The 26,101-nt window shown below is 58.4% G+C and carries 35 protein-coding genes; 31 read left to right on the top strand and 4 right to left on the bottom strand.

The window, feature by feature from the left end; all coding sequences use genetic code 11:
• The 12 genes from ACR0CG_RS20825 to rpmD all read left to right on the top strand — a co-directional run.
• A partial coding sequence (locus ACR0CG_RS20825; RefSeq protein WP_480525033.1) for an EF-Tu C-terminal domain-related protein occupies positions 1-80 on the top strand: 80 nt, incomplete at its 5' end.
• A 307-nt stretch (positions 81-387) separates the two neighbouring features.
• On the top strand, positions 388-594 hold the full coding sequence (rpmC, locus tag ACR0CG_RS20820) for a 50S ribosomal protein L29 (RefSeq protein WP_037311745.1): 207 nt from the start codon (positions 388-390) through the stop codon (positions 592-594).
• 4 nt (positions 595-598) lie between these two features.
• Positions 599-829 carry a 30S ribosomal protein S17 gene (gene rpsQ, locus ACR0CG_RS20815; RefSeq protein ID WP_170613768.1) on the top strand — a complete coding sequence of 77 codons (231 nt, stop codon included), beginning with the start codon at positions 599-601 and terminating at the stop codon, positions 827-829.
• A gap of 76 nt (positions 830-905) precedes the next feature.
• A complete protein-coding gene (gene rplN, locus ACR0CG_RS20810) occupies positions 906-1,274 on the top strand; it encodes a 50S ribosomal protein L14 (protein ID WP_005621870.1) in 369 nt (122 codons plus the stop codon).
• 2 nt (positions 1,275-1,276) lie between these two features.
• Positions 1,277-1,588 (top strand): 50S ribosomal protein L24, encoded by a 312-nt coding sequence (gene rplX, locus ACR0CG_RS20805; RefSeq protein WP_039523375.1) that lies wholly within the window; start codon positions 1,277-1,279, stop codon positions 1,586-1,588.
• Positions 1,581-2,141, top strand: coding sequence for a 50S ribosomal protein L5 (rplE, locus tag ACR0CG_RS20800; RefSeq protein ID WP_170613766.1), 561 nt, complete (start codon positions 1,581-1,583; stop codon positions 2,139-2,141). The genes rplX and rplE overlap by 8 nt, the downstream gene beginning before the upstream one ends.
• A gap of 19 nt (positions 2,142-2,160) precedes the next feature.
• A complete protein-coding gene (gene rpsN, locus ACR0CG_RS20795; protein WP_068340744.1) occupies positions 2,161-2,466 on the top strand; it encodes a 30S ribosomal protein S14 in 306 nt (101 codons plus the stop codon).
• Between the two features lie 13 nt (positions 2,467-2,479).
• Positions 2,480-2,872, top strand: a complete 393-nt coding sequence (gene rpsH, locus ACR0CG_RS20790; protein ID WP_155148687.1) for a 30S ribosomal protein S8 — start codon at positions 2,480-2,482, stop codon at positions 2,870-2,872.
• Positions 2,873-2,883: 11 nt separating this feature from the next.
• Complete coding sequence (gene rplF, locus ACR0CG_RS20785) at positions 2,884-3,417, top strand: 50S ribosomal protein L6 (protein WP_170467582.1); 534 nt, start codon at positions 2,884-2,886, stop codon at positions 3,415-3,417.
• 11 nt (positions 3,418-3,428) lie between these two features.
• On the top strand, positions 3,429-3,788 hold the full coding sequence (gene rplR / locus ACR0CG_RS20780; RefSeq protein ID WP_010437103.1) for a 50S ribosomal protein L18: 360 nt from the start codon (positions 3,429-3,431) through the stop codon (positions 3,786-3,788).
• A 116-nt stretch (positions 3,789-3,904) separates the two neighbouring features.
• The gene (rpsE, locus tag ACR0CG_RS20775; RefSeq protein ID WP_155148691.1) at positions 3,905-4,474 is read left to right on the top strand and encodes a 30S ribosomal protein S5; all 570 of its coding nucleotides are present in this window, start codon (positions 3,905-3,907) and stop codon (positions 4,472-4,474) included.
• Positions 4,475-4,486: 12 nt separating this feature from the next.
• Entirely contained in the window at positions 4,487-4,675 is a 189-nt protein-coding gene (gene rpmD, locus ACR0CG_RS20770) for a 50S ribosomal protein L30 (protein ID WP_170613764.1), read from the top strand.
• Between the two features lie 122 nt (positions 4,676-4,797).
• Here rpmD and ACR0CG_RS20765 read toward each other — a convergent pair whose 3' ends face one another.
• Positions 4,798-5,682 (bottom strand): LysR family transcriptional regulator, encoded by an 885-nt coding sequence (locus ACR0CG_RS20765; protein ID WP_480527247.1) that lies wholly within the window; start codon positions 5,680-5,682, stop codon positions 4,798-4,800.
• A gap of 451 nt (positions 5,683-6,133) precedes the next feature.
• Here ACR0CG_RS20765 and ACR0CG_RS20760 point away from each other — a divergent pair, with 451 nt between their 5' ends.
• The 19 genes from ACR0CG_RS20760 to ACR0CG_RS20670 all read left to right on the top strand — a co-directional run bounded on the left by ACR0CG_RS20760 (position 6,134) and on the right by ACR0CG_RS20670 (position 24,071).
• The gene (locus tag ACR0CG_RS20760; protein WP_480527245.1) at positions 6,134-6,349 is read left to right on the top strand and encodes a DUF1127 domain-containing protein; all 216 of its coding nucleotides are present in this window, start codon (positions 6,134-6,136) and stop codon (positions 6,347-6,349) included.
• A 161-nt stretch (positions 6,350-6,510) separates the two neighbouring features.
• Positions 6,511-7,374: a hypothetical protein gene (locus tag ACR0CG_RS20755; protein WP_480527243.1), complete on the top strand. Its 864-nt coding sequence runs from the start codon at positions 6,511-6,513 to the stop codon at positions 7,372-7,374.
• A gap of 147 nt (positions 7,375-7,521) precedes the next feature.
• Positions 7,522-7,995 (top strand): 50S ribosomal protein L15, encoded by a 474-nt coding sequence (rplO, locus tag ACR0CG_RS20750; protein WP_480527242.1) that lies wholly within the window; start codon positions 7,522-7,524, stop codon positions 7,993-7,995.
• A 109-nt stretch (positions 7,996-8,104) separates the two neighbouring features.
• Positions 8,105-9,469, top strand: coding sequence for a preprotein translocase subunit SecY (secY, locus tag ACR0CG_RS20745; RefSeq protein ID WP_170613756.1), 1,365 nt, complete (start codon positions 8,105-8,107; stop codon positions 9,467-9,469).
• A complete protein-coding gene (locus tag ACR0CG_RS20740) occupies positions 9,466-10,110 on the top strand; it encodes an adenylate kinase (RefSeq protein ID WP_170613754.1) in 645 nt (214 codons plus the stop codon). Before secY ends, ACR0CG_RS20740 begins: the two co-directional genes overlap by 4 nt.
• A 201-nt stretch (positions 10,111-10,311) precedes the next feature.
• A complete protein-coding gene (rpsM, locus tag ACR0CG_RS20735; protein ID WP_170613752.1) occupies positions 10,312-10,680 on the top strand; it encodes a 30S ribosomal protein S13 in 369 nt (122 codons plus the stop codon).
• Positions 10,681-10,695: 15 nt separating this feature from the next.
• The gene (gene rpsK, locus ACR0CG_RS20730) at positions 10,696-11,085 is read left to right on the top strand and encodes a 30S ribosomal protein S11 (RefSeq protein WP_008757289.1); all 390 of its coding nucleotides are present in this window, start codon (positions 10,696-10,698) and stop codon (positions 11,083-11,085) included.
• A gap of 114 nt (positions 11,086-11,199) precedes the next feature.
• Positions 11,200-12,216 carry a DNA-directed RNA polymerase subunit alpha gene (locus tag ACR0CG_RS20725; protein WP_480527239.1) on the top strand — a complete coding sequence of 339 codons (1,017 nt, stop codon included), beginning with the start codon at positions 11,200-11,202 and terminating at the stop codon, positions 12,214-12,216.
• A gap of 118 nt (positions 12,217-12,334) precedes the next feature.
• Complete coding sequence (gene rplQ, locus ACR0CG_RS20720) at positions 12,335-12,757, top strand: 50S ribosomal protein L17 (protein WP_039538314.1); 423 nt, start codon at positions 12,335-12,337, stop codon at positions 12,755-12,757.
• Between the two features lie 159 nt (positions 12,758-12,916).
• Positions 12,917-13,972: a TauD/TfdA family dioxygenase gene (locus tag ACR0CG_RS20715; protein ID WP_480527237.1), complete on the top strand. Its 1,056-nt coding sequence runs from the start codon at positions 12,917-12,919 to the stop codon at positions 13,970-13,972.
• Positions 13,973-14,054: 82 nt separating this feature from the next.
• Positions 14,055-15,440, top strand: a complete 1,386-nt coding sequence (locus ACR0CG_RS20710; protein WP_480527236.1) for a trypsin-like peptidase domain-containing protein — start codon at positions 14,055-14,057, stop codon at positions 15,438-15,440.
• Between the two features lie 3 nt (positions 15,441-15,443).
• A complete protein-coding gene (locus ACR0CG_RS20705) occupies positions 15,444-16,757 on the top strand; it encodes a replication-associated recombination protein A (RefSeq protein ID WP_480527234.1) in 1,314 nt (437 codons plus the stop codon).
• 109 nt (positions 16,758-16,866) lie between these two features.
• On the top strand, positions 16,867-17,910 hold the full coding sequence (locus ACR0CG_RS20700) for an RluA family pseudouridine synthase (RefSeq protein WP_480527232.1): 1,044 nt from the start codon (positions 16,867-16,869) through the stop codon (positions 17,908-17,910).
• Positions 17,907-18,578 (top strand): HAD-IA family hydrolase, encoded by a 672-nt coding sequence (locus ACR0CG_RS20695; protein WP_480527231.1) that lies wholly within the window; start codon positions 17,907-17,909, stop codon positions 18,576-18,578. The genes ACR0CG_RS20700 and ACR0CG_RS20695 overlap by 4 nt, the downstream gene beginning before the upstream one ends.
• A 4-nt stretch (positions 18,579-18,582) precedes the next feature.
• Positions 18,583-19,290: an ATP12 family chaperone protein gene (locus ACR0CG_RS20690; RefSeq protein ID WP_480527229.1), complete on the top strand. Its 708-nt coding sequence runs from the start codon at positions 18,583-18,585 to the stop codon at positions 19,288-19,290.
• 206 nt (positions 19,291-19,496) lie between these two features.
• Entirely contained in the window at positions 19,497-20,513 is a 1,017-nt protein-coding gene (locus tag ACR0CG_RS20685; RefSeq protein ID WP_480527227.1) for an amino acid ABC transporter substrate-binding protein, read from the top strand.
• 128 nt (positions 20,514-20,641) lie between these two features.
• Positions 20,642-21,910, top strand: a complete 1,269-nt coding sequence (locus ACR0CG_RS20680) for an amino acid ABC transporter permease (RefSeq protein ID WP_170613732.1) — start codon at positions 20,642-20,644, stop codon at positions 21,908-21,910.
• A 1-nt stretch (position 21,911) separates the two neighbouring features.
• On the top strand, positions 21,912-23,267 hold the full coding sequence (locus ACR0CG_RS20675) for an amino acid ABC transporter permease (RefSeq protein WP_480527225.1): 1,356 nt from the start codon (positions 21,912-21,914) through the stop codon (positions 23,265-23,267).
• 12 nt (positions 23,268-23,279) lie between these two features.
• Positions 23,280-24,071, top strand: coding sequence for an amino acid ABC transporter ATP-binding protein (locus ACR0CG_RS20670; RefSeq protein WP_170613728.1), 792 nt, complete (start codon positions 23,280-23,282; stop codon positions 24,069-24,071).
• Positions 24,072-24,117: 46 nt separating this feature from the next.
• On the opposite strand, the gene ACR0CG_RS20665 is transcribed toward ACR0CG_RS20670, so the two are convergent.
• Genes ACR0CG_RS20665 through ACR0CG_RS20655 form a run of 3 tightly spaced genes read right to left on the bottom strand, consistent with a single transcriptional unit; the run spans position 24,118 to position 26,056 of the window.
• Positions 24,118-24,615, bottom strand: a complete 498-nt coding sequence (locus ACR0CG_RS20665; RefSeq protein WP_480527223.1) for a SixA phosphatase family protein — start codon at positions 24,613-24,615, stop codon at positions 24,118-24,120.
• On the bottom strand, positions 24,612-25,325 hold the full coding sequence (locus tag ACR0CG_RS20660) for a ferredoxin (protein ID WP_480527222.1): 714 nt from the start codon (positions 25,323-25,325) through the stop codon (positions 24,612-24,614). Before ACR0CG_RS20660 ends, ACR0CG_RS20665 begins: the two co-directional genes overlap by 4 nt.
• Positions 25,262-26,056 (bottom strand): sterol desaturase family protein, encoded by a 795-nt coding sequence (locus ACR0CG_RS20655; protein ID WP_480527251.1) that lies wholly within the window; start codon positions 26,054-26,056, stop codon positions 25,262-25,264. Before ACR0CG_RS20655 ends, ACR0CG_RS20660 begins: the two co-directional genes overlap by 64 nt.
• Between the last annotated feature and the right edge of the window lie 45 nt (positions 26,057-26,101).

Below are 26,101 nucleotides of genomic sequence, written 5' to 3'. Positions count from 1 at the left end.
TGGAGAACGGTCTGCGTTTCGCCATCCGCGAAGGCGGCCGCACCGTCGGCGCCGGCGTTGTGTCGAAGATCATCGAGTAATTCGCATCTGCGAAAAGCTACGGAAAGGGCGTCCTTCGGGGCGCCCTTTTTGCTTGGTACCCCACCGAGATTGTTCGGTGAACAATCTCGGGAAGCATCGGTTTTGGCGCCAGGCTTGAAGCTTACGATCTGCATGCACGCATTGGTCAAAACTTTCCCTTGCCACCCACCCCCCAAACCCTTATACGGCGGCATCCTGCAAGTCCCCCGGCTGAGTCGGGGGATTCGCATGTCTGTAATTCATCCACCAGGTCCAAGGTGACCCGTTTACGGGGCCTTCTGGTGTTTTGAGCAAAGGAAAAAGGCGATGAACGCCCAAGAACTGCGTGACAAGACCCCGGACCAGCTCCGCGAGGAACTGGCCAACCTGAAGAAAGAAAGCTTTAACCTGCGCTTTCAACAGGCAACCGGTCAGCTGGAAAGCACAGCCGGCATCAAAGCGGCCCGCCGCAACGCTGCCCGCGTCAAAACCATCCTGAACGAAAAGGCCGCTGCCGCGGCATCCGAGGAGTAATCAGATGCCCAAGCGTATCCTGCAAGGCACCGTGACCAGCGACGCCAACGAACAGACCGTAACCGTATCGGTCGAGCGCCGCTTCAAGCACCCGCTGCTGCACAAAACCGTCCGTAAGTCCAAGAAGTACCGGGCTCATGACGAAAAGAACGCCTTCAAGGTCGGCGATACAGTCCGCATCATCGAATGCGCGCCGAAATCGAAGACGAAACGTTGGGAAGTTCTGGAAGCGTAAGCTTCCGGGATTTTTCCATTTGTCGAAACCCTGGGGGATTTAACAAGACCAGCCCCCACAGGTCGGGAGAAACCACATGATCCAGATGCAGACCAATCTGGATGTCGCTGACAACTCCGGCGCACGCCGAGTTCAGTGCATCAAGGTCCTGGGTGGTTCCAAGCGTAAATACGCCTCCGTCGGCGACATCATTGTCGTCTCGGTGAAGGAAGCCATCCCGCGCGGCCGCGTAAAGAAAGGTGACGTCCGCAAGGCCGTCGTCGTACGCACCGCCAAGGAAGTCCGTCGCGAAGACGGTACCGCGATCCGCTTTGATCGCAACGCCGCCGTCATCCTGAACAACAACAACGAGCCCGTAGGTACCCGTATCTTTGGCCCGGTTGTTCGTGAACTGCGCGCGAAGAACTTCATGAAAATCATCTCGCTCGCTCCGGAGGTGCTGTAATCATGGCTGCCAAACTCCGCAAAGGCGACAAGGTCGTCGTGCTGGCCGGCAAGGACAAGGGCAAAGAGGGAACCATTTCCTCGGTTGACCCCAAAGCCGGCAAAGCAGTTGTAGATGGCATCAACATCGCCATCCGCCACACCCGCCAGTCGCAAACCTCGCAAGGTGGTCGTCTGCCCCAGGCAAACCCGATCGACCTGTCGAACCTGGCTCTGCTGGACAAGAACGGTAAAGCAACCCGCGTTGGCTTCCGCATGGAAGGTGACAAGAAGGTGCGCTTCGCCAAGACCACGGGAGACGTGATCGATGCTTGATTCCGCAAAATACACCCCGCGTCTGAAAGCTCAGTACGCTGAAACCATCCGTGCCGCTCTGAAAGAAGAGTTTGGCTACAAGAACGACATGCAGCTGCCCAAGCTGGAAAAGATCGTTCTGAACATCGGTTGTGGTGCTGAGGCCGTCAAAGACTCGAAGAAAGCGAAAGCTGCTGTCGAGGATCTGACTGCAATTGCTGGTCAACAGGCCGTTGCAACCAAGGCGAAGAAGTCGATCGCGGGTTTCCGCGTCCGTGAAGACATGCCGCTGGGCGCGAAAGTGACCCTGCGCGGTGATCGGATGTACGAATTCCTGGATCGTCTGATCACCATCGCGATGCCTCGCGTTCGTGACTTCCGCGGTGTTAAGCCTTCTTTCGACGGTCGTGGCAACTTTGCCATGGGCATGAAAGAGCACATCGTGTTCCCGGAAATCGACTTCGACAAGGTCGACGAGGTCTGGGGCCTGGATATCGTAATTGCCACCACAGCGAAAACCGACGCTGAAGCGAAGAGCCTGTTGAAAGCATTCAACATGCCGTTCAACGCGTAAGCGCCGGGAGGATTGAGACATGGCTAAAAAAGCAATGATCGAACGCGAGAAAAAGCGCGAACGCCTGGTGGCCAAATATGCCGCAAAGCGTGCCGAGCTGAAAGAAATCGCGAATGACGAGAGCCGCCCAATGGAAGAGCGTTTCAAAGCGCGTCTGAAACTGGCGAAACTGCCGCGCAACAGCTCGGCGACCCGTCTGCACAACCGCTGTCAGCTGACCGGCCGTCCCCACGCTTACTACCGTAAGCTGAAGGTCAGCCGTATCGCGCTGCGCGAGCTGGGTTCTGCTGGTCAGATCCCCGGCATGGTGAAATCGAGCTGGTAAGGGAGACATAGATATGAATGATCCTATCGGCGATATGCTCACCCGTATCCGCAACGCGCAAATGCGCGGCAAGTCCACCGTTTCCACCCCGGCTTCCAAGCTGCGCGGTTGGGTTCTGGACGTGCTGGCGGACGAAGGTTACATCCGTGGCTACGAAAACACGACCGGTGAAAACGGTCACCCGGCCATCGAAATCAGCCTGAAGTACTACGAAGGCACCCCTGTCATTCGCGAACTGAAGCGGGTCTCGAAGCCCGGTCGCCGCGTATACATGGGCGTCAATGACATCCCGCAGGTCCGTCAGGGTCTGGGCGTGTCGATTGTCAGCACTCCGAAAGGTGTGATGTCGGACGCAAACGCTCGCTCCAACAATGTTGGTGGCGAAGTGCTCTGCACCGTCTTCTAAGGAGGTCTGCAATGTCTCGTATTGGTAAAAAGCCGGTCGAGCTGCCCAGCGGCGTTACCGCCTCTGTGTCTGGCCAGACCATCGAAGTGAAAGGTCCGAAAGGCACCCGCAGCTTCACCGCCACCGACGACGTGACGCTGTCGGTTGAAGACAACGTGGTCAAGATCGACCCCCGTGGCATGTCCAAGCGTGCCCGTCAGCAGTGGGGCATGAGCCGCACAATGGTTGCCAACCTGGTAACCGGTGTGACGACTGGCTTCAAAAAAGAGCTGGAGATCCAGGGTGTTGGTTACCGGGCTCAGATGCAGGGCAACACCCTGAAGCTGAACCTGGGCTACAGCCACGATGTTGATTTCACTGCTCCGGAAGGTGTCACCATCACCGCGCCGAAGCAGACCGAGATCGTTGTGGAAGGTATCGACCAGCAGCTGGTGGGCGAAACCGCGGCCAAAATCCGCGAGTGGCGCCGTCCCGAGCCGTACAAAGGCAAGGGCATCCGCTACAAGGGCGAGTTCATCTTCCGCAAGGAAGGCAAGAAGAAGTAAGGACGCAGACAATGGCAAACAGCAAAAGAACCCTGTTTCTGAAGCGCCGCCTGCGCGTTCGGAACAAACTTCGCAAGGTCAACGCGGGTCGTCCGCGTCTGTCCGTACACCGTTCGAACAAGAACATCAGCGTTCAGCTGATCGACGACGTACGTGGCGTGACCCTGGCATCTGCCTCGACCCTGGAAAAAGACCTGGGTGTTGTTGGCAAGAACAACGTCGAAGCGGCCACCAAGGTGGGCGCGGCCATCGCCGAGCGTGCCAAGAAGGCAGGCGTCGAAGAGGCCTATTTCGATCGTGGCGGCTTCCTGTTCCACGGCAAGGTGAAGGCAGTTGCCGACGCTGCGCGTGAAGGTGGTCTGAAGATCTAAGACCTGCGGGCGGGTTTCGATCCGCCCCGATGATCCGGGGGCCTCGGCAACAGTCGGGGCTCACTTGGATTGAAGAAAACGGCGCCGTATGCGCCACATGAGAAAAGGGATGCCAAATGGCAGAACGTGAAAACCGTCGGGGCCGTGGCCGCGACCGTGAAGAAGCACCGGAATTTGCAGATCGTCTGGTCGCAATCAACCGCGTGTCGAAAACCGTAAAAGGTGGTAAGCGCTTTGGCTTCGCCGCTCTGGTGGTTGTCGGCGATCAGAAAGGCCGCGTTGGCTTTGGCAAAGGTAAAGCGAAAGAAGTACCTGAGGCCATCCGTAAGGCGACTGAACAAGCCAAGCGCCAGATGATCCGCGTGCAGCTGCGCGAAGGTCGTACCCTGCACCACGACATCGAAGGCCGTCACGGCGCTGGTAAAGTGGTTATGCGCACCGCACCTGAAGGTACTGGTATCATCGCCGGTGGTCCGATGCGTGCCGTGTTCGAAATGCTGGGCGTCAAGGACGTTGTGTCCAAGTCGCTGGGCTCGCAGAACCCGTACAACATGATCCGCGCCACCATCAACGGCCTGCAGAAAGAGCAGAGCCCGCGCTCGGTTGCCGCACGTCGTGGTAAAAAAGTCGCCGACATCCTGCCCAAGCGGGACGAAGCACCGGCTGCTGCTGAAGCAGAAGCGTAAGGAGAGCGAACCATGGCAAAAACCATCGTCGTCAAGCAGGTCGGTTCCCCGATCCGCCGCCCCGCTGAACAGCGCGCGACCCTGATCGGTCTGGGCCTGAACAAGATGCACAAGACCCGTGAGCTGGAAGATACCCCTTCGGTTCGCGGCATGATCCGCAAGATCCCGCATCTGGTAGAGATCGTCGAAGAGCGCGGCTAAGCGCGATACCTTCGAATGAATTGAAACGCCTCCGAATGTCTCGGGGGCGTTTTTTGTTGCAGCTGCGATTTGCGCATCGTACAGAACTTGATCCGCGATTTGTCCTCAGCAAGCCCGTGGGGCTAGGGGAAGGTCGACGCGTACCGGGGCGCAAAAAAACTGGTGAATGCCCGGACTTCGGCGCGCCGGTACGCGTCCGGCGAAATCAGCCTAGTAACGGTTCGGGACAGATCATCGATATTTTCGGAACACCGAACCAAATCAGGGATTGTATCCGCCCATCTTGCATGAATGAGACCCAGGCCATGACCGGCGCGAATGGAAGCGTGCATCAGATCCATCTCACCGAAGGACTGAACAATTTGGTCCTTGGAAATGTGGTTGGCCAACCATTCGTGGAGAAAATCGGATCCATCATTTCGCTGGAATGTCACGAACCGGTGGCCCAGCAATTCATCCACCGAGTTTGGTATCCCGAACTTCTGAACATAGCTGGGGGCACCGTAGAGGGCCATGTGTTCCAAACCGATCCTACGGCAAATCAGGTTTTCGTCCGGCGGTCTTTCAGAAACACGGAAGGCTATATCCGCATCGCCTGCGAGCAAATTTAGGAACCGGATACTGTGCGCAAATTCGATTTCCACAAGCGGGTGAGCCGCTGTGAATTCGCTGAATATCTGCATGACCCGATCTGTGAAATACCCCGGTGCCGTGATCCGGATGGGTTTCGGTTTGGCCAGTTCCTGCGCCCTTCTTGAAAACCCGTCGACACCACCCTCGATGGCTTCGGCAAGGGGAAACAGTTGACGCGCGCTTTCCGTTGGTTTGAAGCCTCGCGTGTCACGTTCGAACAACGTGAGGCCAATCTCATTTTCGATCACATCGATACGGCGCGCGACGGTTGGTTGTGCCATGCCCAGCTTCCGTGACGCCGCAAGGGTCGAGCCCTCTCTGAAGACCGCCAGGAATATTCGAACGTCCGACCAGTTTCGAAACTCGTTCTTCATTTTTGTAGAACAGCACATTTTCTTGATCGATACCAGTCACGGCAGGCTGCGCCTAGCCTGAGGTCAGGCTTCGGAACCGAAGCGAACCCTGTGTAGGAGCAAGCCCATGATGCCCCCGTTCGACACCAATCTTCTCAAACATACACCCGAGCACCTGAAACTGCAGAACCCAGTTGAGCGCGCCGCAGCAAAATCGCTGCCGAGACGTCCTAGGATCGCGGTACGTAGTCTGACAAAGTTGGCGATCCTGGTTGTCGACCGTGCGCGGCAGTTGCGACGCGGACGGCCGACCGCGTTCCGGCTTGGACGCAGACCCATTCAAAAGATGCATACCGGCTAGACCGAAACTTGCGTTGTTAGCGTTATCCTCTGCGCCTATCTGAGCCTTGTCCCAAAAGGAACAAGACAAGCAACTCCGGGGAATGCGCCCCGGTCAGAAAGGAACTCAGAAATGGCACATACCGCAACACTGACACATAACGGTTTCAACTTCTCCGTCCGCTTCGCAAACTTCGTTGAACGCGTGAAAGCAGCCCGCGCACAGGCGGCCGAATACAACCGGACCTATGCCGAACTGCAGCGCCTGACCAACCGCGAGCTGGACGATATCGGCATTCGCCGCTGCGACATTGCGGACATCGCGCACAAGCACGCCTACTGCGTGTAAGACCACGCACCACCCGATCCAGAGGCGCCGTTATGGCGCCTCTATTGTTTTGGGAGCCACGTATGCCACAGGAGCAGGTTATTTCCTGAACCCCGTTGCGAAAGCACGCGGGATAGGTCAAGTGCTGAAAGGGTCGTTTCAATTTGACGGAAAGGCCGGGCATGGCGCGGGAATTTCAGATCGGGATGCTATGGGTCGATGGCCCGCTGAGCTTTCTGGAGCAGCTCTGCATCAAATCGTTTCTGGACGCTGGCCAGCACGTGCGCCTTTACACATACGGCGATGTGCCCAACATTCCCGACGGAGCCGAACGGCGCGATGCGCGGGAGGTCATGCCCGACGAAAACATCATCACGCATAAGCGAACCGGCAGCCCCGCAGTACACGCGGACAGGTTTCGTTATCGCATGCTGGCGCAGCATCAAGATCTGATCTGGGCAGATACCGATGCGTATTGTGTCAAGCCGTTCACTACGGAAAACGGCCATTTCCACGGCCGCCTCGCTGCGCATGAGATCAACAATGGTGTGCTCCGGCTGCCGCCGGAGAGCCCGACACTCTATGACCTGATCGATTACACCGAAAACCCGTATCGTATTCCGCCGTGGCTGCCGTCGAAGCTGCGGGCCGAGTTGATCCGCGATGCCCTGGACGGCAACCCCAAACATGCCGGTGAAATGCCCTGGGGCGTTTGGGGCCCCCGAGCGCTGACCTGGCTATTGCAGCAGAATGGCGAGGATCGTTTCTCGTTTTCCACTCAAGTCCTTTACCCGGTATCTTATAAGGAACGGCGCGTCATGAGCCGGGCCAATGGTGGCGCCGAGCGATTCATCACGGACGAGACGATGTCGATCCATTTCTACGGCCGTCGCATGCGGTCATTCATCTTCAACAGGTTTTCGGGCATTCCGCACCCCGAAAGCCTGGTGGGTCAGCTTGTGAAAAAGCATGGTATCGATCCACATGCGGCACCGCTCAGGCCGAAGGGCGTTATTGAGGACGAAATGGCTGAGGGTGAGGAATGACATCCGACCCTGCCCGCAGGCTTGCCAACTGGCATTAACGGGCCTATACGCCTGCGGTGGCCTTGCGCCATACGAATCAAAAAACCAAGAAATGCCGTGTTTGACCCATCACGCTTCGGGGGTCACATCCGGCTTAGGAGAAGCGAAATGAAACTGCACGAACTGCGCGACAATCCTGGCGCCACACCGAAACGCACCCGCGTTGGCCGTGGTCCGGGTTCCGGCAAAGGTAAAATGGGTGGCCGTGGTATCAAAGGCCAGAAATCCCGTTCGGGTGTGGCCATCAATGGCTACGAAGGCGGCCAGATGCCGCTGTACCAGCGCCTGCCCAAGCGCGGCTTCAGCAAGCCGAACCGCAAGGAATTCGCCGTTATCAACCTGGGCCTGATCCAGAAATTTGTCGAAGCCGGCAAACTGGACGCCAAGGCTGCGATCACCGAGGACGCACTGGTTGCTTCCGGTCTGGTGCGCCGCAAGCTGGATGGCATCCGTGTTCTGGCCAAGGGCGAAATCAGCGCAAAAGTGAACCTGGAAGTCACCGGTGCTTCGAAAGCTGCCGTTGAGGCAGTTGAAAAAGCGGGCGGTTCACTGACGGTCACAATAGCCGCTGCGGCAGAGTAAGCGCTTGTGAGCGGGCAAAGACCCGCTTACATAGACCTCAGAGTTTTCCAAGACGCCGCCCGAGCCGGAAAACGGTTCCGGGCGGTGTTTTCATAAGAGAGACCGATTTATGGTATCAGCAGCAGAACAAATGGCAGCCAACACAAGCTGGGCTGCCCTTGGCAAAGCCACCGATCTGCGCAACCGCATCCTGTTCACGCTGGGTTTGTTGATCGTCTATCGTCTGGGCACCTTCATTCCGGTGCCTGGGATCGACGGTCAGGCGCTGCGCGAGTTCATGGAGCAGGCGGGGCAGGGCATCGGCGGCATGGTTTCGATGTTCACCGGCGGGGCGCTTGGGCGGATGGGCATCTTTGCCCTCGGCATCATGCCCTATATCTCGGCCTCGATCATCGTACAGCTGCTGACCTCGATGGTTCCCGCGCTCGAACAGCTCAAGAAAGAGGGCGAGCAGGGGCGCAAGAAAATCAACCAGTATACCCGTTTCGGCACCGTGGCGCTGGCCACGGTTCAGGCCTATGGCCTGGCTGTTTCGCTGGAATCGGGGGATCTGGCGACCGATCCGGGTCTCTATTTCCGCATGTCGACCATGATCACGCTGGTTGGTGGCACCATGTTCCTGATGTGGCTGGGTGAACAGATCACCGCGCGCGGCATCGGCAACGGTATCTCTTTGATCATCTTTGTCGGCATCATCGCCGAGGTTCCAGCCGCACTGGCGCAGTTCTTTGCCAGCGGACGCAGCGGTGCGATCAGCCCCGCCGTGATCATTGGTGTAATCGTAATGGTCATCGCCGTGATCACCTTTGTGGTGTTCATGGAGCGGGCCCTGCGCAAGATCCACATCCAGTATCCGCGCCGTCAGGCTGGCATGAAGATCTATGAAGGCGGTTCCAGCCATCTTCCGGTCAAGGTGAACCCGGCCGGCGTTATCCCGGCGATCTTCGCAAGTTCGCTGCTGCTGCTGCCGGTGACGATCTCGACCTTCTCGTCGGGTGCGGCCAGCGGTCCTGTGATGTCGTGGTTGCTGGCGAATTTTGGCCCCGGGCAACCGCTCTACCTGCTGTTCTTTGCGTCGATGATCGTGTTCTTCGCATATTTCTACACGTTCAACGTGTCATTCAAACCGGACGATGTGGCGGACAACCTGAAAAAGCAGAACGGCTTTGTTCCTGGCATCCGTCCGGGCAAGAAAACGGCAGAGTATCTGGAATACGTGGTCAACCGCGTGCTGGTTCTGGGTTCTGGCTATCTGGCGGCGGTCTGTCTGCTGCCTGAAATTCTGCGGGGTCAGTTCGCCATTCCGTTCTATTTTGGCGGCACCTCGGTTCTGATTATCGTCTCTGTGACCATGGACACGATCCAACAGGTCCAGAGCCACTTGCTGGCGCATCAATACGAAGGGCTTATCGAAAAGTCCCAACTGCGCGGCAAAGGCAAGAAACGCGGCAGGAAGGGACCATCTCGTCGATGAACATTATTCTTCTTGGCCCCCCCGGGGCAGGTAAAGGGACTCAAGCGCGTCACCTGGTCGAGACACGCGGCATGGTGCAGCTGAGCACCGGCGACATGCTGCGCGAAGCGAAAACCTCGGGCACCGAGATGGGTAAGAAAGTTGCCGCGATCATGGACGCCGGCAAACTTGTCACCGATGAGATCGTGATCGGTCTGATCGAAGAAAAACTGACCACCGAAACAGGGGCCGGTTTCATCTTTGACGGGTTCCCCCGCACGCTGGCGCAAGCCGATGCGCTGTCGGCATTGCTGGCCAAACTGGGCCAGTCGCTGCACACCGTAATTGAGATGCGCGTCGATGACGAAGCACTGGTGTCACGGATCACGGCACGCTCGACCTGCGGGGGGTGTGGCGAGGTCTATAACGACATCACCAAACCGATCCCGGCGGATGGAAAGTGCACCAATTGCGGCAAGGAAAATGATTTCCAGCGTCGCGCGGATGACAACGAAGACAGCCTACGCACGCGCCTGATGGAATACTACAAAAAGACCTCGCCGCTGATTGGCTATTACTATGCCAAGGGTGATCTGCGGCCGGTCAATGGCCTGGCTGAAATCAAAGAAGTGACAGCCTCGATCGAGGCCATCCTGGGCTGATTTCAGGTTGGGGCTTGACGGCCCCTTCAAAAGCCCATATCGACCCCCATCCCTATAGGGAATCAAGACCGCAGGCGGGATTCGTTCCGTTTGCCCCGACCACCTCAAATAATGCTGGACCCTCTGGCGGCACTGCCACGGTCAAGCGTTGTGAAAAAAGGTTCTGGAGTTACGGAACCGCAACGAAAAGGAAAGTGACACGTGGCACGTATTGCCGGCGTAAACATCCCGACTGCAAAGCGGGTACCAATCGCCCTCACATATATCACCGGTATCGGAAACACCTCGGCGCAGGCCATCTGCGAAGCCGTGGGCATCGAAGCGCACCGTCGCGTCAATGAACTGTCCGACGCCGAAGTTCTGGCCATCCGCGAACACATCGACGCCAACTACACCGTCGAAGGTGACCTGCGTCGTGAAGTTCAGATGAACGTCAAGCGCCTGATGGATCTGGGCTGCTACCGCGGTCTGCGTCACCGTCGCAACCTGCCGGTTCGCGGTCAGCGCACCCACACCAACGCTCGTACCCGCAAAGGCCCCGCAAAGGCCATCGCTGGTAAGAAGAAATAAGGGAGGGTCTGACTGATGGCACGTGACAAGACTCGCGTTAAGCGCAAAGAGCGTAAGAACATCGCATCGGGCGTTGCCCATGTGAACTCGACCTTCAACAACACCAAGATCCTGATCTCGGACGTACAGGGCAACGCCATCTCGTGGTCGTCTGCCGGTACCATGGGCTTCAAGGGATCGCGGAAATCGACACCGTATGCTGCACAGATGGCTGCGGAAGACGCAGGCAAAAAGGCGCAGGAACACGGCGTCAAGACGCTGGAAGTCGAAGTTCAGGGCCCCGGTTCGGGTCGTGAATCGGCTCTGCGCGCGCTGGCTGCAGTGGGCTTCAACATCACGTCGATCCGCGACGTGACACCGATTGCTCACAACGGTTGCCGACCGCCGAAGCGCCGCCGCGTCTAAGCGATTTTGAATTTGGCTGGGGCTGTGTTTCTGCACGGCCCCAGCACGTCATTTTGAACCTCGGGCGTCTGCACCTTGTTGGTCATGGGGCGCGGACAGGAATGGAGGGATTACATGATCCACAAGAATTGGGCAGAATTGATCAAGCCGACCCAGCTGGAAGGCAAGCCGGGCAACGACCCTGCGCGTCAGGCGACCCTGGTTGCTGAACCGCTGGAGCGTGGCTTTGGTCTGACCCTGGGCAACGCTCTGCGCCGCGTCCTGATGAGCTCGCTTCAAGGTGCGGCCATCACCAGCGTCCAGATCGACAACGTATTGCACGAGTTCTCGTCAGTGGCGGGCGTTCGTGAAGACGTCACCGACATTATCCTGAACCTCAAGCAGGTCGCCCTGCGCATGGAAGTCGAAGGCCCCAAGCGTCTGTCGATCAATGCCAAAGGCCCCGCTGTCGTCACCGCTGGCGACATCAGCGAAAGCGCCGGCATTGAGGTTCTGAACCGCGATCACGTCATCTGCCACCTGGACGATGGCGCCGACCTGTTCATGGAACTGACCGTCAACACCGGCAAGGGCTACGTCTCGGCTGAAAAGAACAAGCCGGAAGACGCACCCATCGGCCTGATCCCGATCGACGCGATCTATTCGCCGGTCAAAAAGGTTGCTTACGACGTTCAGCCGACTCGTGAAGGTCAGGTTCTGGACTACGACAAGCTGACCCTGAAGATCGAAACCGACGGATCGATCAATCCGGATGATGCGCTGGCCTTTGCCGCTCGTATCCTGCAGGATCAGCTGTCGATCTTCGTCAACTTCGACGAGCCGGAATCGGCTGGCCGCCAGGACGAAGACGATGGTCTGGAGTTCAACCCGCTGCTGCTTAAGAAAGTGGACGAGCTGGAGCTGTCGGTCCGTTCGGCAAACTGCCTGAAGAACGACAACATCGTCTATATCGGCGACCTGATCCAGAAGACCGAAGCCGAGATGCTGCGCACCCCGAACTTCGGCCGCAAGTCGCTGAACGAGATCAAAGAAGTGCTGTCCGGCATGGGTCTGCACCTCGGCATGGATGTCGAGGACTGGCCGCCGGACAATATCGAAGATCTGGCCAAGAAATTCGAAGACGCGTTCTAAGCGCGTCTTCACAAATGCCCGGACGACCGGGGACAACAAGGGCACTTCCGCCCCAAGGAGAGCCGGTGACACGCATCGCCGGCCAGACAAAGCAAAACGCGAAAGAAGGAACTAGAAAATGCGTCACGCACGTGGTTACCGCCGCCTGAACCGTACTCATGAGCACCGCAAGGCGCTGTTTGCGAACATGGCTGGCTCGCTCATCGAGCATGAGCAGATCAAGACAACTCTGCCGAAGGCAAAAGAACTGCGCCCGATCATCGAAAAGCTGGTCACGCTTGGCAAGCGCGGCGACCTGCACGCCCGCCGTCAGGCTGCAGCTCAGCTGAAAGAAGACAAAGACGTCGCAAAGCTGTTCGAAGTTCTTGGCCCCCGCTATGCCGAGCGTCAGGGCGGTTATGTCCGCATCCTGAAAGCTGGCTTCCGCTATGGCGACATGGCTCCGATGGCGATCATCGAATTCGTTGATCGTGATGTTGATGCCAAAGGCGCGGCTGACAAAGCCCGCGTTGCCGCTGAAGAGGCTGCTGACGAAGAATAAGAAAGCCTAGCTTTCTGATCTGAACCCCCGTGTCCCGGACGCGGGGGTTTTTCATTTTTTGCCCCCTAACTGTCGCAAAGAGCGCATTTGCGATGATATCCGATTATGAAACCCTGAACCTTACAGGTTCCACTGCAAGGTGAGTGAGGAGGACGGATTATGGCAATCCCAGATGAAATACCAAGCGTACTCACGGGCCCGTCTGTCTGGACCGGTCAGGATATGCGAACGCGACAGCGCGAATGGATTATCGATCTGACGGCCGACGACATTGACGATCTTGAGCGGGCCGCTAGTCACTATTTGAGCCTGGGAAGAGATATAGGTGAGATCACAAAGGCTGCTTTCCCTCTGCAAAGATTTGATCGACATCTGGCGCTGCTACGAGAGAAGCTGATCAACGGGATCGGGTTCGAAGTGATCCGCGGCCTTCCGGTGCAGGACTATACGCAAAAGATGGCAGCTACGATTTTCTGTGGTGTTGGTGCCCATTTGGGCTCGGCCCGTTCGCAGAATGCTCAGGGGCACATTCTGGGCCACGTCCGCGATATCGGTGCGGATGCGAACGATCCGAATACCCGAATCTATCAGGCGCATGAGCGTCAGACACTTCACACCGACAGCGCAGATATTGTTGGCCTGCTTTGTCTGCGCGAGGCCAAAGAGGGCGGAGACTCGCTGCTGGTGAGTGCTGAAACGATATATAACAGGATGCGATCCGAATGCCCGGAATTGCTGGAACTGTTGTTTGAACCCCTTGCGACCGACAGAAGAGGGGAGGTGCCGGAGGGCATGGAACCCTATATGACGATTCCACCATTTTCCTGGCACGACGGCAAGCTGACAGTGTTTTATCAAAGGCAGTATATCGACAGTGCCCAGCGGTTTCCGGATGCGATGCGCCTTACACCGGATCACGTTAAGGCGCTGGATCGGTTTGATGGGCTGGCGAATGACCCCGACCTTTGCCTGACCATGCGGCTGCAACCGGGGGACATGCAGTTCGTGTACAACCACTCGCAACTGCATGACCGGACCGGCTTTGTGGACTGGCCTGACCCATCTGAACGGCGGCACTTGTTGAGACTGTGGCTGTCGCCCGAGGGAGACCGTGAGTTGCCCGATGTATTCAGGCAGCGGTACGGAACGATAGAGGTCGGACAACGCGGCGGGATCATCACAGAAGGAACGCGCCTGCACGCGCCGTTGGACTGACCGCCCACAGGTGCTGCGCGGAAGCTTGCATTACGGCCCGTGTAGACGCATATCCGATGGACTATTAATCGACGGATGGATCATGCGGAAAGTTCTCTGTTCTCTGATGCTGGCGACGCTTGCCGCGACAGTTAATGCCGAAACGAAAGTGCCGACTTCGCAGGCCGAAATAAGCCTGGGATTTGCCCCGGTGGTCAAACAGGCTGCTCCGGCCGTCGTCAACATCTACGCCAAGATCGTAACGCAAGGCCGGGCCAATCCGTTTTTCTCGGACCCGTTCTTTCAGGAGTTCTTCGGCAGAGGATTTGCCGAACCGCAGCCGCGGGTTCAGAACTCGCTGGGGTCCGGCGTCATTCTGTCTGCGGACGGCTATGTTGTGTCAAACTACCATGTTGTCGGCATGGCGACGGAAATCCGTGTGGTGACAACGGACCGGCGCGAGTATTCAGCGCAAGTGGTTCTGGGCGATCAGGAAAGCGACATTGCCATTCTTCGGCTGGAAGAGGCCGCTGAACTGCCGCATCTGAACTTTCGCGATTCTGACCAGGTGGAGGTGGGCGAACTGGCGCTGGCCATCGGCAATCCGTTTGGCGTGGGTCAAACCGTATCGTCCGGCATAATTTCCGGGCTGGCACGAACCGGAACAGCTACGGGAAATGCGCGCGGGTACTTCATCCAGACAGATGCTCCGATCAATCCGGGTAACTCCGGTGGGGCGCTGATTGACGTGAACGGTGATCTGATCGGGATCAACACGTCGATCCTGACCCGGTCGGGCGGATCCAACGGCATTGGCTTTGCCATTCCGGCAAATCTGGTTGCCGAATTCCTGCGGCAGGCGAAGTCCGGCAACGAGAGCTTTGTCAGCCCCTGGGCCGGGATGGCGGGCCAGCATATGAGCGCCGATATCGCCGAATCGCTGGGTCTGGCCATTCCACTGGGCGTGGTGATCTCGGACCTGCATGACCTCAGCCCGCTGGCTGCGGCCGGGTTGCGGGTTGGCGATGTTGTCACCCATGTTGACGGGGATGAGGTAAATTCGCCCGCCGAGATGAAATTCCGGATGTCGGTTGCCGGTGTCGGGGGAACCTCGGTTCTGACCCGTCTGCGCGGAGACAAAAGCGCGGATGTGAAAGTGGATTTGGTCCGCGCTCCGGACAGTCCGCCCGCCGATGAGACCACGTTGGATGACAAAACCGTTCTGCCCAACCTGACCGTCGCCCGGATCAATCCCGCACTGATCTCGCAGTTGGGATTGGTTCTGTCACAGACCGGCATTGTTGTGGTTGATCCGGGCTCATTGGGAGCACGCGCCGGTCTGAGGCCCGGAGACGTCCTGAGCAGCATCAATGACACCGAGATTGAGCAGCCCGGCGATGTGGTCGAGGCGCTGACTGACCCCGGGCGCCGGGTGCAAATGAACGTTCAGCGCGGTGGACGCGCGGTTTCGTTGCGGTTTCGGCTCTGACCCGTGAGTGATTTGTTCGATACCGGGGCACCCGAGCCCGCAACCGCGCCGCATCGCCCCTTGGCGGACCGGCTGCGCCCCAAGACGCTGGGTGAGGTGATCGGACAAGAGCAGGTGCTTGGCCCGGACGCCCCCCTGGGCGTCATGCTGGCCGCTGGCAGCCTGTCGAGTTTGGTGTTCTGGGGACCGCCGGGGGTAGGCAAGACCACGATTGCGCGGTTGCTGGCACAAGAGACTGATCTGCATTTTGTCCAGATCAGCGCGATTTTCACCGGTGTTCCGGACCTGAAAAAAGTGTTCGAGGCAGCAAAGATACGGCGTCAGAACGGGCAGGGCACCCTTTTGTTCGTTGATGAAATCCACCGGTTCAACAAGGCCCAGCAGGACGGGTTTCTTCCGCATATGGAGGATGGCACGATCCTGCTGGTGGGGGCGACCACGGAAAACCCTTCGTTCGAGCTGAATGCAGCTGTTCTCAGCCGTGCACAGGTGCTGGTGCTCGAACGGCTGAGCCTTGCCGATCTGGAACGTCTGACGCAGCGGGCCGAAAAAGATCTTGGCCGCGCCTTGCCCCTGACGCCTGCCGCCCGGGATGCATTGCAGGAAATGGCGGACGGAGACGGGCGCGCGTTGCTGAACCTGATTGAACAGGTTGCGGCCTGGAAGGTCGACGGACCGCTTGACCCCGACGCGCTGTCCACGCGGTTGATGCGGCGTGCCGCGAAATACGACAAATCGGGGGACGAGCATTACAACCTGATCTCGGCCCTGCACAAATCAGTTCGCGGTTCGGATGCGGATGCGGCGCTGTATTGGTTTGCACGTATGCTGACGGGGGGCGAGGATCCAAGGTATCTGGCCCGCCGGATTACCCGGATGGCGGTTGAGGATATCGGGTTGGCCGACCCGCAGGCGCAGTCGATCTGCCTGCATGCGTGGGAGGTGTACGAGCGGCTGGGCTCTCCGGAAGGAGAATTGGCGCTGGCGCAGGCGCTGGTCTATCTAGCGCTGGCGCCAAAATCGAACGGCGCCTATGTCGGCTACAAGGCGGCGATGCGTCTGGCCAAACAATCCGGCAGCGAGCCGCCGCCAAAGCACATCCTGAATGCGCCGACGACACTGATGAAGGACCAGGGCTACGGGGCTGGCTATGCCTATGACCATGATGCCGAGGATGGATTCTCGGGCCAGAACTACTTTCCGGAAACGATGAAGCGGCCGATGCTGTATCAGCCGGTCGAGCGGGGATTCGAGAGGGAACTGAAAAAGCGGCTGGACTATTTCGCAAAGCTGCGCGCGCAGCGGAACGAGAGCTAGGGCTGGCTTGACTCTTGCTGCTTTGCGCGCGACAGACGCGCATGTTTTCTAACACACTGACATCGGTGAAATCCGGGCGGGCCAGTCGCGCGGTGCAAGGGGCAATGGCATGAGTGGCGTACAGATGATCACCGTCGCAGAGGACGACAGCGACCAGCGGCTGGACCGTTGGTTGCGCCGCATGTTCCCGCATGTTGGGCAGGGCCGTATCGAAAAGATGTGCCGTAAGGGCGAGCTGCGGATTGATGGGGGTCGGGCCAAGGCCTCGACCCGGCTTGAAGCCGGGCAGGTCGTGCGGGTTCCGCCCTTGCCGGACGCTGATCACAAGCCGGTTGAGGTCAAACGCCGGATCTCGGATGCGGACGCAAAGATGATCCAATCCTGCGTGATCTACCGCGACGATCATGTTCTGGCCCTGAACAAACCCCATGGACTGCCGGTGCAGGGCGGCAGTGGTCAGACCCGCCATGTCGACAGCCTGTCCGAGGCGCTGCGGTTCGGTTATGAGGAAAACCCCCGTCTGGTACACCGTCTGGACAAGGACACCTCGGGCGTTTTGCTTTTGGCAAGAACGCGCGAAGCGGCCAAAGGTCTGACAGCCGCGTTTCGTCACCGCGACACGCGCAAGATTTACTGGGGCCTGGTTGCCGGGGTGCCGACTCCGTATCTGGGCGAGATCAAAACCGGTCTGGTAAAAGCCCCAGGCCACGGCAAAAAGGGTGAAGGCGAGAAGATGATCGCCGTTCACCTGAACGACATTGACGGTACTCCGGGCGCGAAGAGGGCGCATACCCTATACGCGACGCTGTACCGGGTTGCCGGGCGCGCCGCGTGGGTTGCCATGGAACCCGTTACAGGCCGCACCCATCAGTTGCGCGCGCATATGGCCGCCATTGGGCATCCGATCATTGGTGATGGTAAATATGGCGGTTCGGGTCAGGAAAACCTAGGCGATGGCTGGGGCGCGCAATTGGGCGGGATTATCAGCAAAAAGCTGCACCTGCATGCCCGGCAGGCGTCGTTTGAACATCCGGTGACGCGCAAGACCATCACCGTCAAGGCTCTATTGCCGGATCATATGAAACACAGCTGGGATACCTTCGGCTGGACCGAGGATCTGGCCTCGGACGATCCCTTTGAGGATTTGCAATGACCTCACCATTGCGGCTGGTCCTTTTCGATGTCGATGGTACGCTTGTCGACAGTCAGGCCAGTATCGTCTCGGCCATGACCGCCAGTTTTGACGCTTTGGGCCTGACTGTGCCGGATCGTTCCGCGATCCTGTCGATTGTCGGGTTGTCGCTGCCGGTCGCTCTGTCCCGTCTGGCGCATGATCACCCGGTTTTGGTCCAGGAAAAACTGGTGGATGGATACAAGGACGCCTATCACGACCAGCGTCTGAGGCAGGGTGCCGCGAACTCGCCCCTCTATCCCGGTGCCCGGGAGGTGCTGGAGACGCTGCACGACATACCCGAGGTCTTGCTGGGGGTCGCCACCGGAAAGTCGCAACGCGGGCTGGATGCGTTGATCGAGGCGCACGGTTTGGAACGGTTCTTTGTCACCCGTCAGGTGGCAGATCATCACCCTTCGAAACCGCATCCGTCGATGATCGATACAGCGCGCGCGGAAACCGGTGTCGACCGGCGAAATACGGCCATGATTGGCGATACCCGCTTTGACATGGATATGGCCAGCGCGGCTGGCGTGACAGGTATCGGTGTGGCCTGGGGATACCACGACACCGCAGAACTGGAACACGCTGCGCAGGTGATCGAAACCTTTGATCAGCTGCCGCCGGCGCTGCACAGTATTTGGGGATGACGGTATGAGCGACTGGACACCGAAACGGTTCTGGACCGAAAGCGTGGTGGCTGAAACCGAAGAAGGCTTCACCGTCGAACTGGACGGGCGTCAGGTCAGAACCCCGGCCAAGGCGGCGCTGGTTGTGCCGACGCACGCAATGGCAACCGCTGTAGCTACGGAATGGGACGCGCAAGAAAAAGAGGTTGATCCGACCTCGATGCCGTTTACCCGATCGGCAAATGCGGCAATCGACAAGGTCCGCCATCAGCATGCCGAAGTGGCCGATATGCTGGCCGACTACGGCGATTCGGACTTGTTGTGTTACCGTGCCACGCACCCGCTGGAGTTGCAGCAGCGGCAGGCGGGGCAATGGGATCCGGCGCTGGACTGGGCGGAAAAGACCTTGTCCGCGCGGCTTGTATCCTTCGAGGGTGTTCTGCATCAACCGCAATCCGACGATGCGCTGGCGACTCTGCGGCGGCAGGTTCATGAGCTTGGTGAGTTTCAGCTTGCCGCGTTTCACGACCTTGTGAGCCTGTCCGGGTCCTTGATTCTGGGTTTTGCCGCAGCGCGGAATTGGCGCAAACCGGACGAGATATGGCGCATTTCGCGATTGGACGAAATCTGGCAGATCGAGCAATGGGGTCATGACGACGAGGCGCATGAAGCCTCGGAGGTCAAGAAATCCGCCTTTTTACACGCCAAACGCTTTTTCGATCTATCGGTTTGATCCTTCAAAGACAGTATTTTAGTGCGTCGCGCCCGGCCGCGCGGCGTCTGATATCGTTTTCGCTGATCCAACCCTTGACGTTTGTTTATGAATGCGACCAAACTCGTGGCCACTAAAGGGGAGACACCTTTGGGGTAACCTTTCCGGCAAAATGCTGCCGGACAGAACCGCCCCCGAGTGGGGCGGACAATCAGGAAGAGGTAAAAATGAAAAAATCCGTAATCTTGGGCGTGGCGACGATTGTTGGCCTGGCTGCTGGCGCCGCCGCGGCAGGAACCGCAGATGACGTCAAGGCACGCGGCAAACTGAACTGTGGCGTGGCCACCGGTGTACCCGGTTTCGCCAGCCCGGACGCCAATGGTGAGTGGCAAGGCTTTGATGTGGCCGTGTGCCGCGCCGTAGCAGCCGCCGTTCTGAACGATCCGACTGCAGTTGAGTTCATTCCGACCACCGGCAAGACACGCTTTACCGCGCTGGCTTCGGGTGAGATCGACATGCTGGCCCGGAACACCACCTGGACCTTCAGCCGCGATGTCGACCTGAAATTCGAATTCGTCGGCGTCAACTACTATGACGGTCAGGGTTTCATGGTTCCCAAGGCACTGGGCGTAAGCTCGGCCAAGGAACTGGACGGTGCGACCGTCTGCATTCAGACCGGCACCACAACTGAGCTCAACCTGGCGGATTTCTTCCGCATCAACAACATGAGCTACGAGCCGGTTCCGATCGAAACCAACGCCGAAGCGCAGCAACAGTATCTGGCTGGTGCCTGTGACGTCTACACCACCGACGCATCGGGTCTGGCTGCCACCCGCGCCACATTCGAGAATGCCGGTGATCACGTGATCCTGCCGGAAATCATCTCGAAAGAGCCGCTGGGTCCGCTGGTGCGTCACGGCGACCACGAGTGGGGCGATGTTGTCCGCTGGACTCTGAACGCGCTGATCGCAGCCGAGGAAATGGGCGTGACATCGGCCAATATCGATGAAATGTCCGCTGGAACCGACAATCCGGAAGTGAATCGTCTGCTGGGCAGCGAAGGCACTCTGGGTGAAATGCTGGGTCTGGACGCTGAATGGGCCCGTCGCGCCATCAAGGTCGGCGGCAACTACGGCGAAATCTTTGCCAAGAACATCGGTGAGGAAACCCCGATTGGCCTGGCACGCGGTCTGAACGCACAGTGGATCGAAGGTGGCCTGCTGTACGCACCGCCTTTCCGCTAAAATCCACGGAAAAGGGCGCAGGGCAACCTGCGCCCTTTTTCAATCAATAAGAAACACGCCCGGAAACGTCCGAGCAGAGATCAACTCTGCCGACAAAAGACCGGGATGCACGGGGATAAACATAGGTCATGACGACTCTCACTGACCCGCCGAAGGAGCAGTTCCGGCTGTCCATGCTCCTTTACGATACGCGGTACCGATCTGCGACCATTCAGGTCATTGCTATGATCGGTTTCATGCTTCTGGCAGCCTGGATTATTAACAACACCATTCAGAACCTCGAAACGCTGGGCAGAACAGTCGGGTTCGACTTTTTCGCCGAACCAGCCAGCTATGACATCAACCAGCGCCTGCTGGAATATGACTCGCAGGATACCCATCTGCGCGCGGCCTTTATCGGGCTGCTGAACACGCTGGTTGTTGCAGTTCTGGGCTGTATCACGGCAACAATCATCGGTGTCATGGTTGGTGTTCTGCGTCTGTCGAACAACTGGCTGATCGCGCGGATTATGACGGTTTATGTCGAAATGTTCCGCAACGTTCCGGTCCTGCTTTGGATCGTGTTCGCTATGGCGATTCTGATTGAAAGCCTGCCTGCGCCGCGCGCATTCCGGGGTGAAAATCCAGAAGCCACGATGGATCTATTCGGCACTGTTGCTGTGACCAACCGCGGGGTCTATATCCCCGAGTTTCTGTTCTCGCGCAGCCTGGGCGACATCCACCTGTTCGGGACATCAAGCCTGCGTTTTGACGTCTCGCTGGACCTGATCGCTTTCCTGATCGTGCTTGGCGGCAGCATCTTTGCCATGCGCAAAGTGTCGGCCTGGGCCAATGCCACGCAGGAAAAGACCGGTGACCGTCCGACCATCTGGTACATCCAACTGGGCCTGCTGTTCGTGCCATCGGCCATCCTGCTGGGCGCGCTGGGCTTCCATCTGGGCTATCCCGAGCTGAAGGGCTTTAACTTCACCGGCGGCACCCACCTACGGAACTCGCTGATCGCCCTGTGGCTGGCCCTGTCGCTGTACACTGCGGCTTTCATCGCCGAGATCGTTCGTGCCGGTATTCTGGCCATCTCGAAGGGTCAGACCGAGGCTGCATCCGCACTGGGTCTGCGCCCGGGCCGGACCATGCGTCTGGTGATCCTGCCGCAGGCGTTGCGAGTGATCATCCCGCCGATGATCTCGAACTATCTGAACCTGACCAAGAACTCGTCGCTGGCGATCGCGGTCGGATATATGGACATCACGGGGACGCTGGGCGGTATCACCATGAACCAGACCGGCCGCGAGCTGGAATGCGTTCTGCTGCTGATGCTGGTCTACCTGACCATCTCGCTGAGCATTTCGGCGGTGATGAACTGGTACAACAACCGTGTCAAACTGGTGGAGCGGTAATATGAGTGATGTTTCATTTGTCCGCACGGAAATGTTGCCGGAACAGGCACCACCCGCATCCGAGGTCGGTGTGCTGGGATGGATCAGGCATAACCTGTTCTCAAGCTGGCTGAACGCAATCCTGACGCTCATCTCGCTGTATTTCATCTACTATGTGCTCTCCAACATTCTGTCCTGGACGTTCGAATCCGTTTGGAACGCCAATTCCCTGTCGGAATGTCGTGAGATCATGATGGCGACCTGGGGCGATACTCATGGTCATGCCTGCTGGGGTGTTATCAAGGACCGTTGGCTGCAATTGCTGTACGGTTTTTATCCACCTTATCCGGCGCATCCGGACGCAACGTGGTCAAATCCGCCTGAATCGGGCGGCTGGCCGGCCTATTTCCGGCCGAACCTGACCTTCATCCTATTGTTGGTTGCGATTGCGCCGGTGTTGTTCACCAAAGTGCCGCGCAAGCTGTTGATCGTGACGGCGGCTTATCCGTTCCTGCTGCCTTGGCTGATGTGGGGCGGGTCGATCTGGGGACCGCTGATGGTCGCCGCCGGGTTCGCAATCGGTTATTTCGCCTACAAGGTTGTGCTTCCAATGGCAGGGTCCCTGACGGCGTTAATCCTTGCAGTCGCGCTGCCCATTCTGTGGTGGTTTTTTGCTGCTGCCGCAGTTGCTGACGCGGTCGACTCTGTCATTCCAATTGGTATAGCGACTGTCGAAAGCCGTGACTTTGGCGGTTTCATGCTGGCGATCCTGCTGGGTGTTGTGGCCATTGGCGTCTCGCTTCCCATCGGCATCGTGCTGGCGCTCGGTCGTCAGTCTGATCTGATGATCGTCAAATACCTCTGCGTTGGCTTTATCGAGTTCATTCGGGGCGTGCCGCTGATCACCCTGCTGTTCGTGGCCTCGCTGCTGCTGAACCTGTTCCTGCCGCCGGGGACCAACTTTGACATCATCCTGAGGGTGATGATCATGATGACCCTGTTCTCGGCCGCTTATATGGCCGAGGTGATCCGGGGTGGTCTGGCGGCGCTGCCGCGGGGTCAGTACGAAGGGGCTGACAGTCTTGGACTGAACTACTGGCAGGCGCAGCGGCTGATCATCATGCCGCAGGCGCTGAAAATCTCGATCCCGGGCATTGTGAGCACGTTCATCGGTATCTTCAAGGATACGACACTGGTTTCGATCATCGGTCTGTTCGACGTGATCGGTCTGACCAACGGCATCCGCGCCGATACCGCCTGGAACGGCGTCTACTGGGAACTGTTTGCCTTTATCGGCGTTCTGTTCTTCGTCGTCTGCTTCTCCATGTCCCGTTATTCCATGTATCTGGAGCGCAAGCTTCAGACTGGCCATCGTTAAGGAGTTCAACACATGTCTGAACTTGCAATTGATCGTGAAATCGATCGCTCGAAAATGCAGGTGAGCGACGAGGTCGCCATCGAAATCACCAACATGAACAAATGGTATGGGGCCTTCCACGTGCTGCGCGACATCAATCTGACCGTCAATCAGGGCGAGCGGATCGTGATCGCGGGGCCTTCGGGGTCGGGCAAATCCACCTTGATCCGCTGCCTGAACGCACTGGAGGAACACCAGCAGGGCAAGATCGTTGTGGATGGAACCGTTCTGTCGAATGACCTCAAGAACATCGACAAGATCCGGTCCGAGGTTGGCATGGTGTTCCAGCACTTCAACCTGTTCCCGCACCTGACCATTCTGGAAAACTGCACGCTGGCCCCGATCTGGGTGCGCAAGACGCCCAAGAAAGAGGCTGAAGAGCGCGCGATGCATTTCCTGGAAAAGGTCAAGATTCCGGAACAGGCCGACAAGTATCCCGGCCAGCTGTCCGGTGGACAGCAGCAGCGTGTGGCGATTGCCCGCTCGTTGTGCATGATGCCTCGGATCATGTTGTTCGATGAACCGACATCGGCGCTGGACCCCGAGATGATCAAAGAGGTGCTCGACACCATGATCGAGCTGGCCGAAGAAGGCATGACCATGCTGTGTGTGACCCACGAGATGGGCTTTGCCCGTCAGGTCGCCAACCGCGTGATCTTTATGGATGCCGGCCAGATCGTGGAACAGAACGAACCGGAAGAGTTCTTCAACAACCCCAAAAGCGAGCGGACCAAGCTGTTCCTCAGCCAGATTCTGGGGCACTGAACCTGCAATTAAATCCGGAAAAAGGCGGGGTCTGGCCCCGCCTTTTTCAGTTCAAAAGTTCGCGTGGGATTGCGAAGCCCAGGACCTTGCCGCTGTGCCGCTGCAAGCCTCTCCAGGTGTTGATGTCAAATCGAATAACCGTCGTCGCGCAGGTGGGATAGTCGTAGAACCGCACATGGTCCGGTGGGTATTTCACAATCTGATCCGCAAAGGCGGCAATACCGGGATTATGACCCAGCAACAGTACGGTGCGTCCGGTCGCCTGTTGCAATACCTTCATCATTTCAGCGGGATCGGCCAGATACAGGTCGCGGGTGAAGGTTGTCCTGGCAGTAGTCAGCCCCATCCTGTCCCAGGTTTCGCGGGTCCGGGTGGCCGAAGAACTCAGAACTTCATCTGGAAGCCATGCGTTCCGTGACAGCCATTTTCCGATGGCCGGGGCTGACTTGCGCCCGCGCTTGTTCAGCGGGCGATCATGGTCGTTGCTCAGCGGATTGTCCCAACTGGACTTCGCGTGGCGGGTCAGGATCAGGGTGCGGGTCATGATGGGTGAAAGGCCTTCATATGATGCGCAGATTGTTCTGCCAGTCGCCCGGCACCCGCACTTAGCGGGCAGGCAAGTCGCGCGAGACAACCGCCAGCCATGCAGGTCTGGCCTTCCGGCGTGGTCAGATGTGCATGGCAGGTGTCGACGTCGTAAAAGCTGTGGGTCGACAAAGCGCCAACCGGGCAGGCCGACGTGCAGGGGGCATGGCAGGTGGCGCAGGGGCTTGGTCCTTCGGCGGCAGGTATCGGGAACTCATCGGCAAAATGCAGCGCACCGCGGAACGAGATCATCATGCCAACAGTGTCATGCACCAATGCGCCAACCGGACTTTGAAACGTGCGCCCGGACTTCAGCGCCCAGTCGATGAAGGGTGTGTAGGGCGGCCCGCCGAACGGATAGTATGGCGTGGCACCCAGTGCGCCAGCCATCGCGCCGACAACCCGCAAGGACCATCTGTCGACTGGGTCCGCCTGCCCATCCACCCATTCGGGCGACGCCTTCAAAACCGGCCAGAATGTCTGCGCTGCACCCAGCAGGATCAGGGTGCCGCCATCCAGCTGCTTGGCGCCGCTATGCCGGGGGTGCTGCGCACCCATCACGACCAGGCCCGACCGATCAGCGGCTGCTGTCACGTCGGAGTATGTCACTTGCGCCGAAACGGCAGTGTCAGGCTCCATCCCAGCCGGGTTGGTCGTTCGTCCCGCCATTGCAGTCCCACCTTCATCTTGTCATGCCCGTCGCCTGGCTGCGCCACATAGGTGCCCATCAATCGATCCCAGACTGACAGCGCAAAGCCGTAATTGCTGTCGTGTTCTTTCCTGTGCACCGAATGGTGAACCCGGTGCATGTCAGGTGTCACAAGAACCCTACGCAACACCGCCTCCACGGCAAGGGGGAGTTTGATGTTGGAGTGATTGAACAGCGCGGTTCCGTTCAACAGAACCTCGAACAGAACAACGGCTAGTGCACTGGGACCCAATGCATAAACCAGCGCGATTTTCAGTATCATGGACAGTGCGATTTCGATGGGATGAAATCGCACGGCGGTCGTTACATCCATGTCCCTGTCCGCGTGATGCACCCTGTGCAGCCGCCAGAGGATCGGCACCTTGTGTGTCACCAGATGCTGCAGCCAGATCGCATAGTCCAGAATCAGCACGCTCAGAAGAATTTCCAGCCATCCGGGCCAGTCGGTCCTGTTAAAAAGCCCAATCCCGTGATGTCCGGCGTCCACCGCCGCCCCTACGGCCAGCAACGGGACCCAGATTGCCATAACCCTCAGCGTCAGGGTGTTGAGAAGCGTTATGGCAAGATTGGTTTGCCAGCGCCGTCGTTTCGAGCAATCTAGCGAACGTCTAGGTGCAAATGTCTCGGCAATTGCGAAAACCGCAAAAAGCCCAAGGAAAATTCCCAGCCGAATAATGGATTCGTGCTCCATATATTCACATTCAGGCATATTAAAGCCCGAGACAAGTCCTGGAAA

The sequence above is a fragment of the Ruegeria sp. AB8 genome (genome assembly GCF_056542605.1).
The sequence above is the reverse complement of the archived record's forward strand: the minus strand, read 5'-3'. Positions and strand labels throughout refer to the sequence as shown.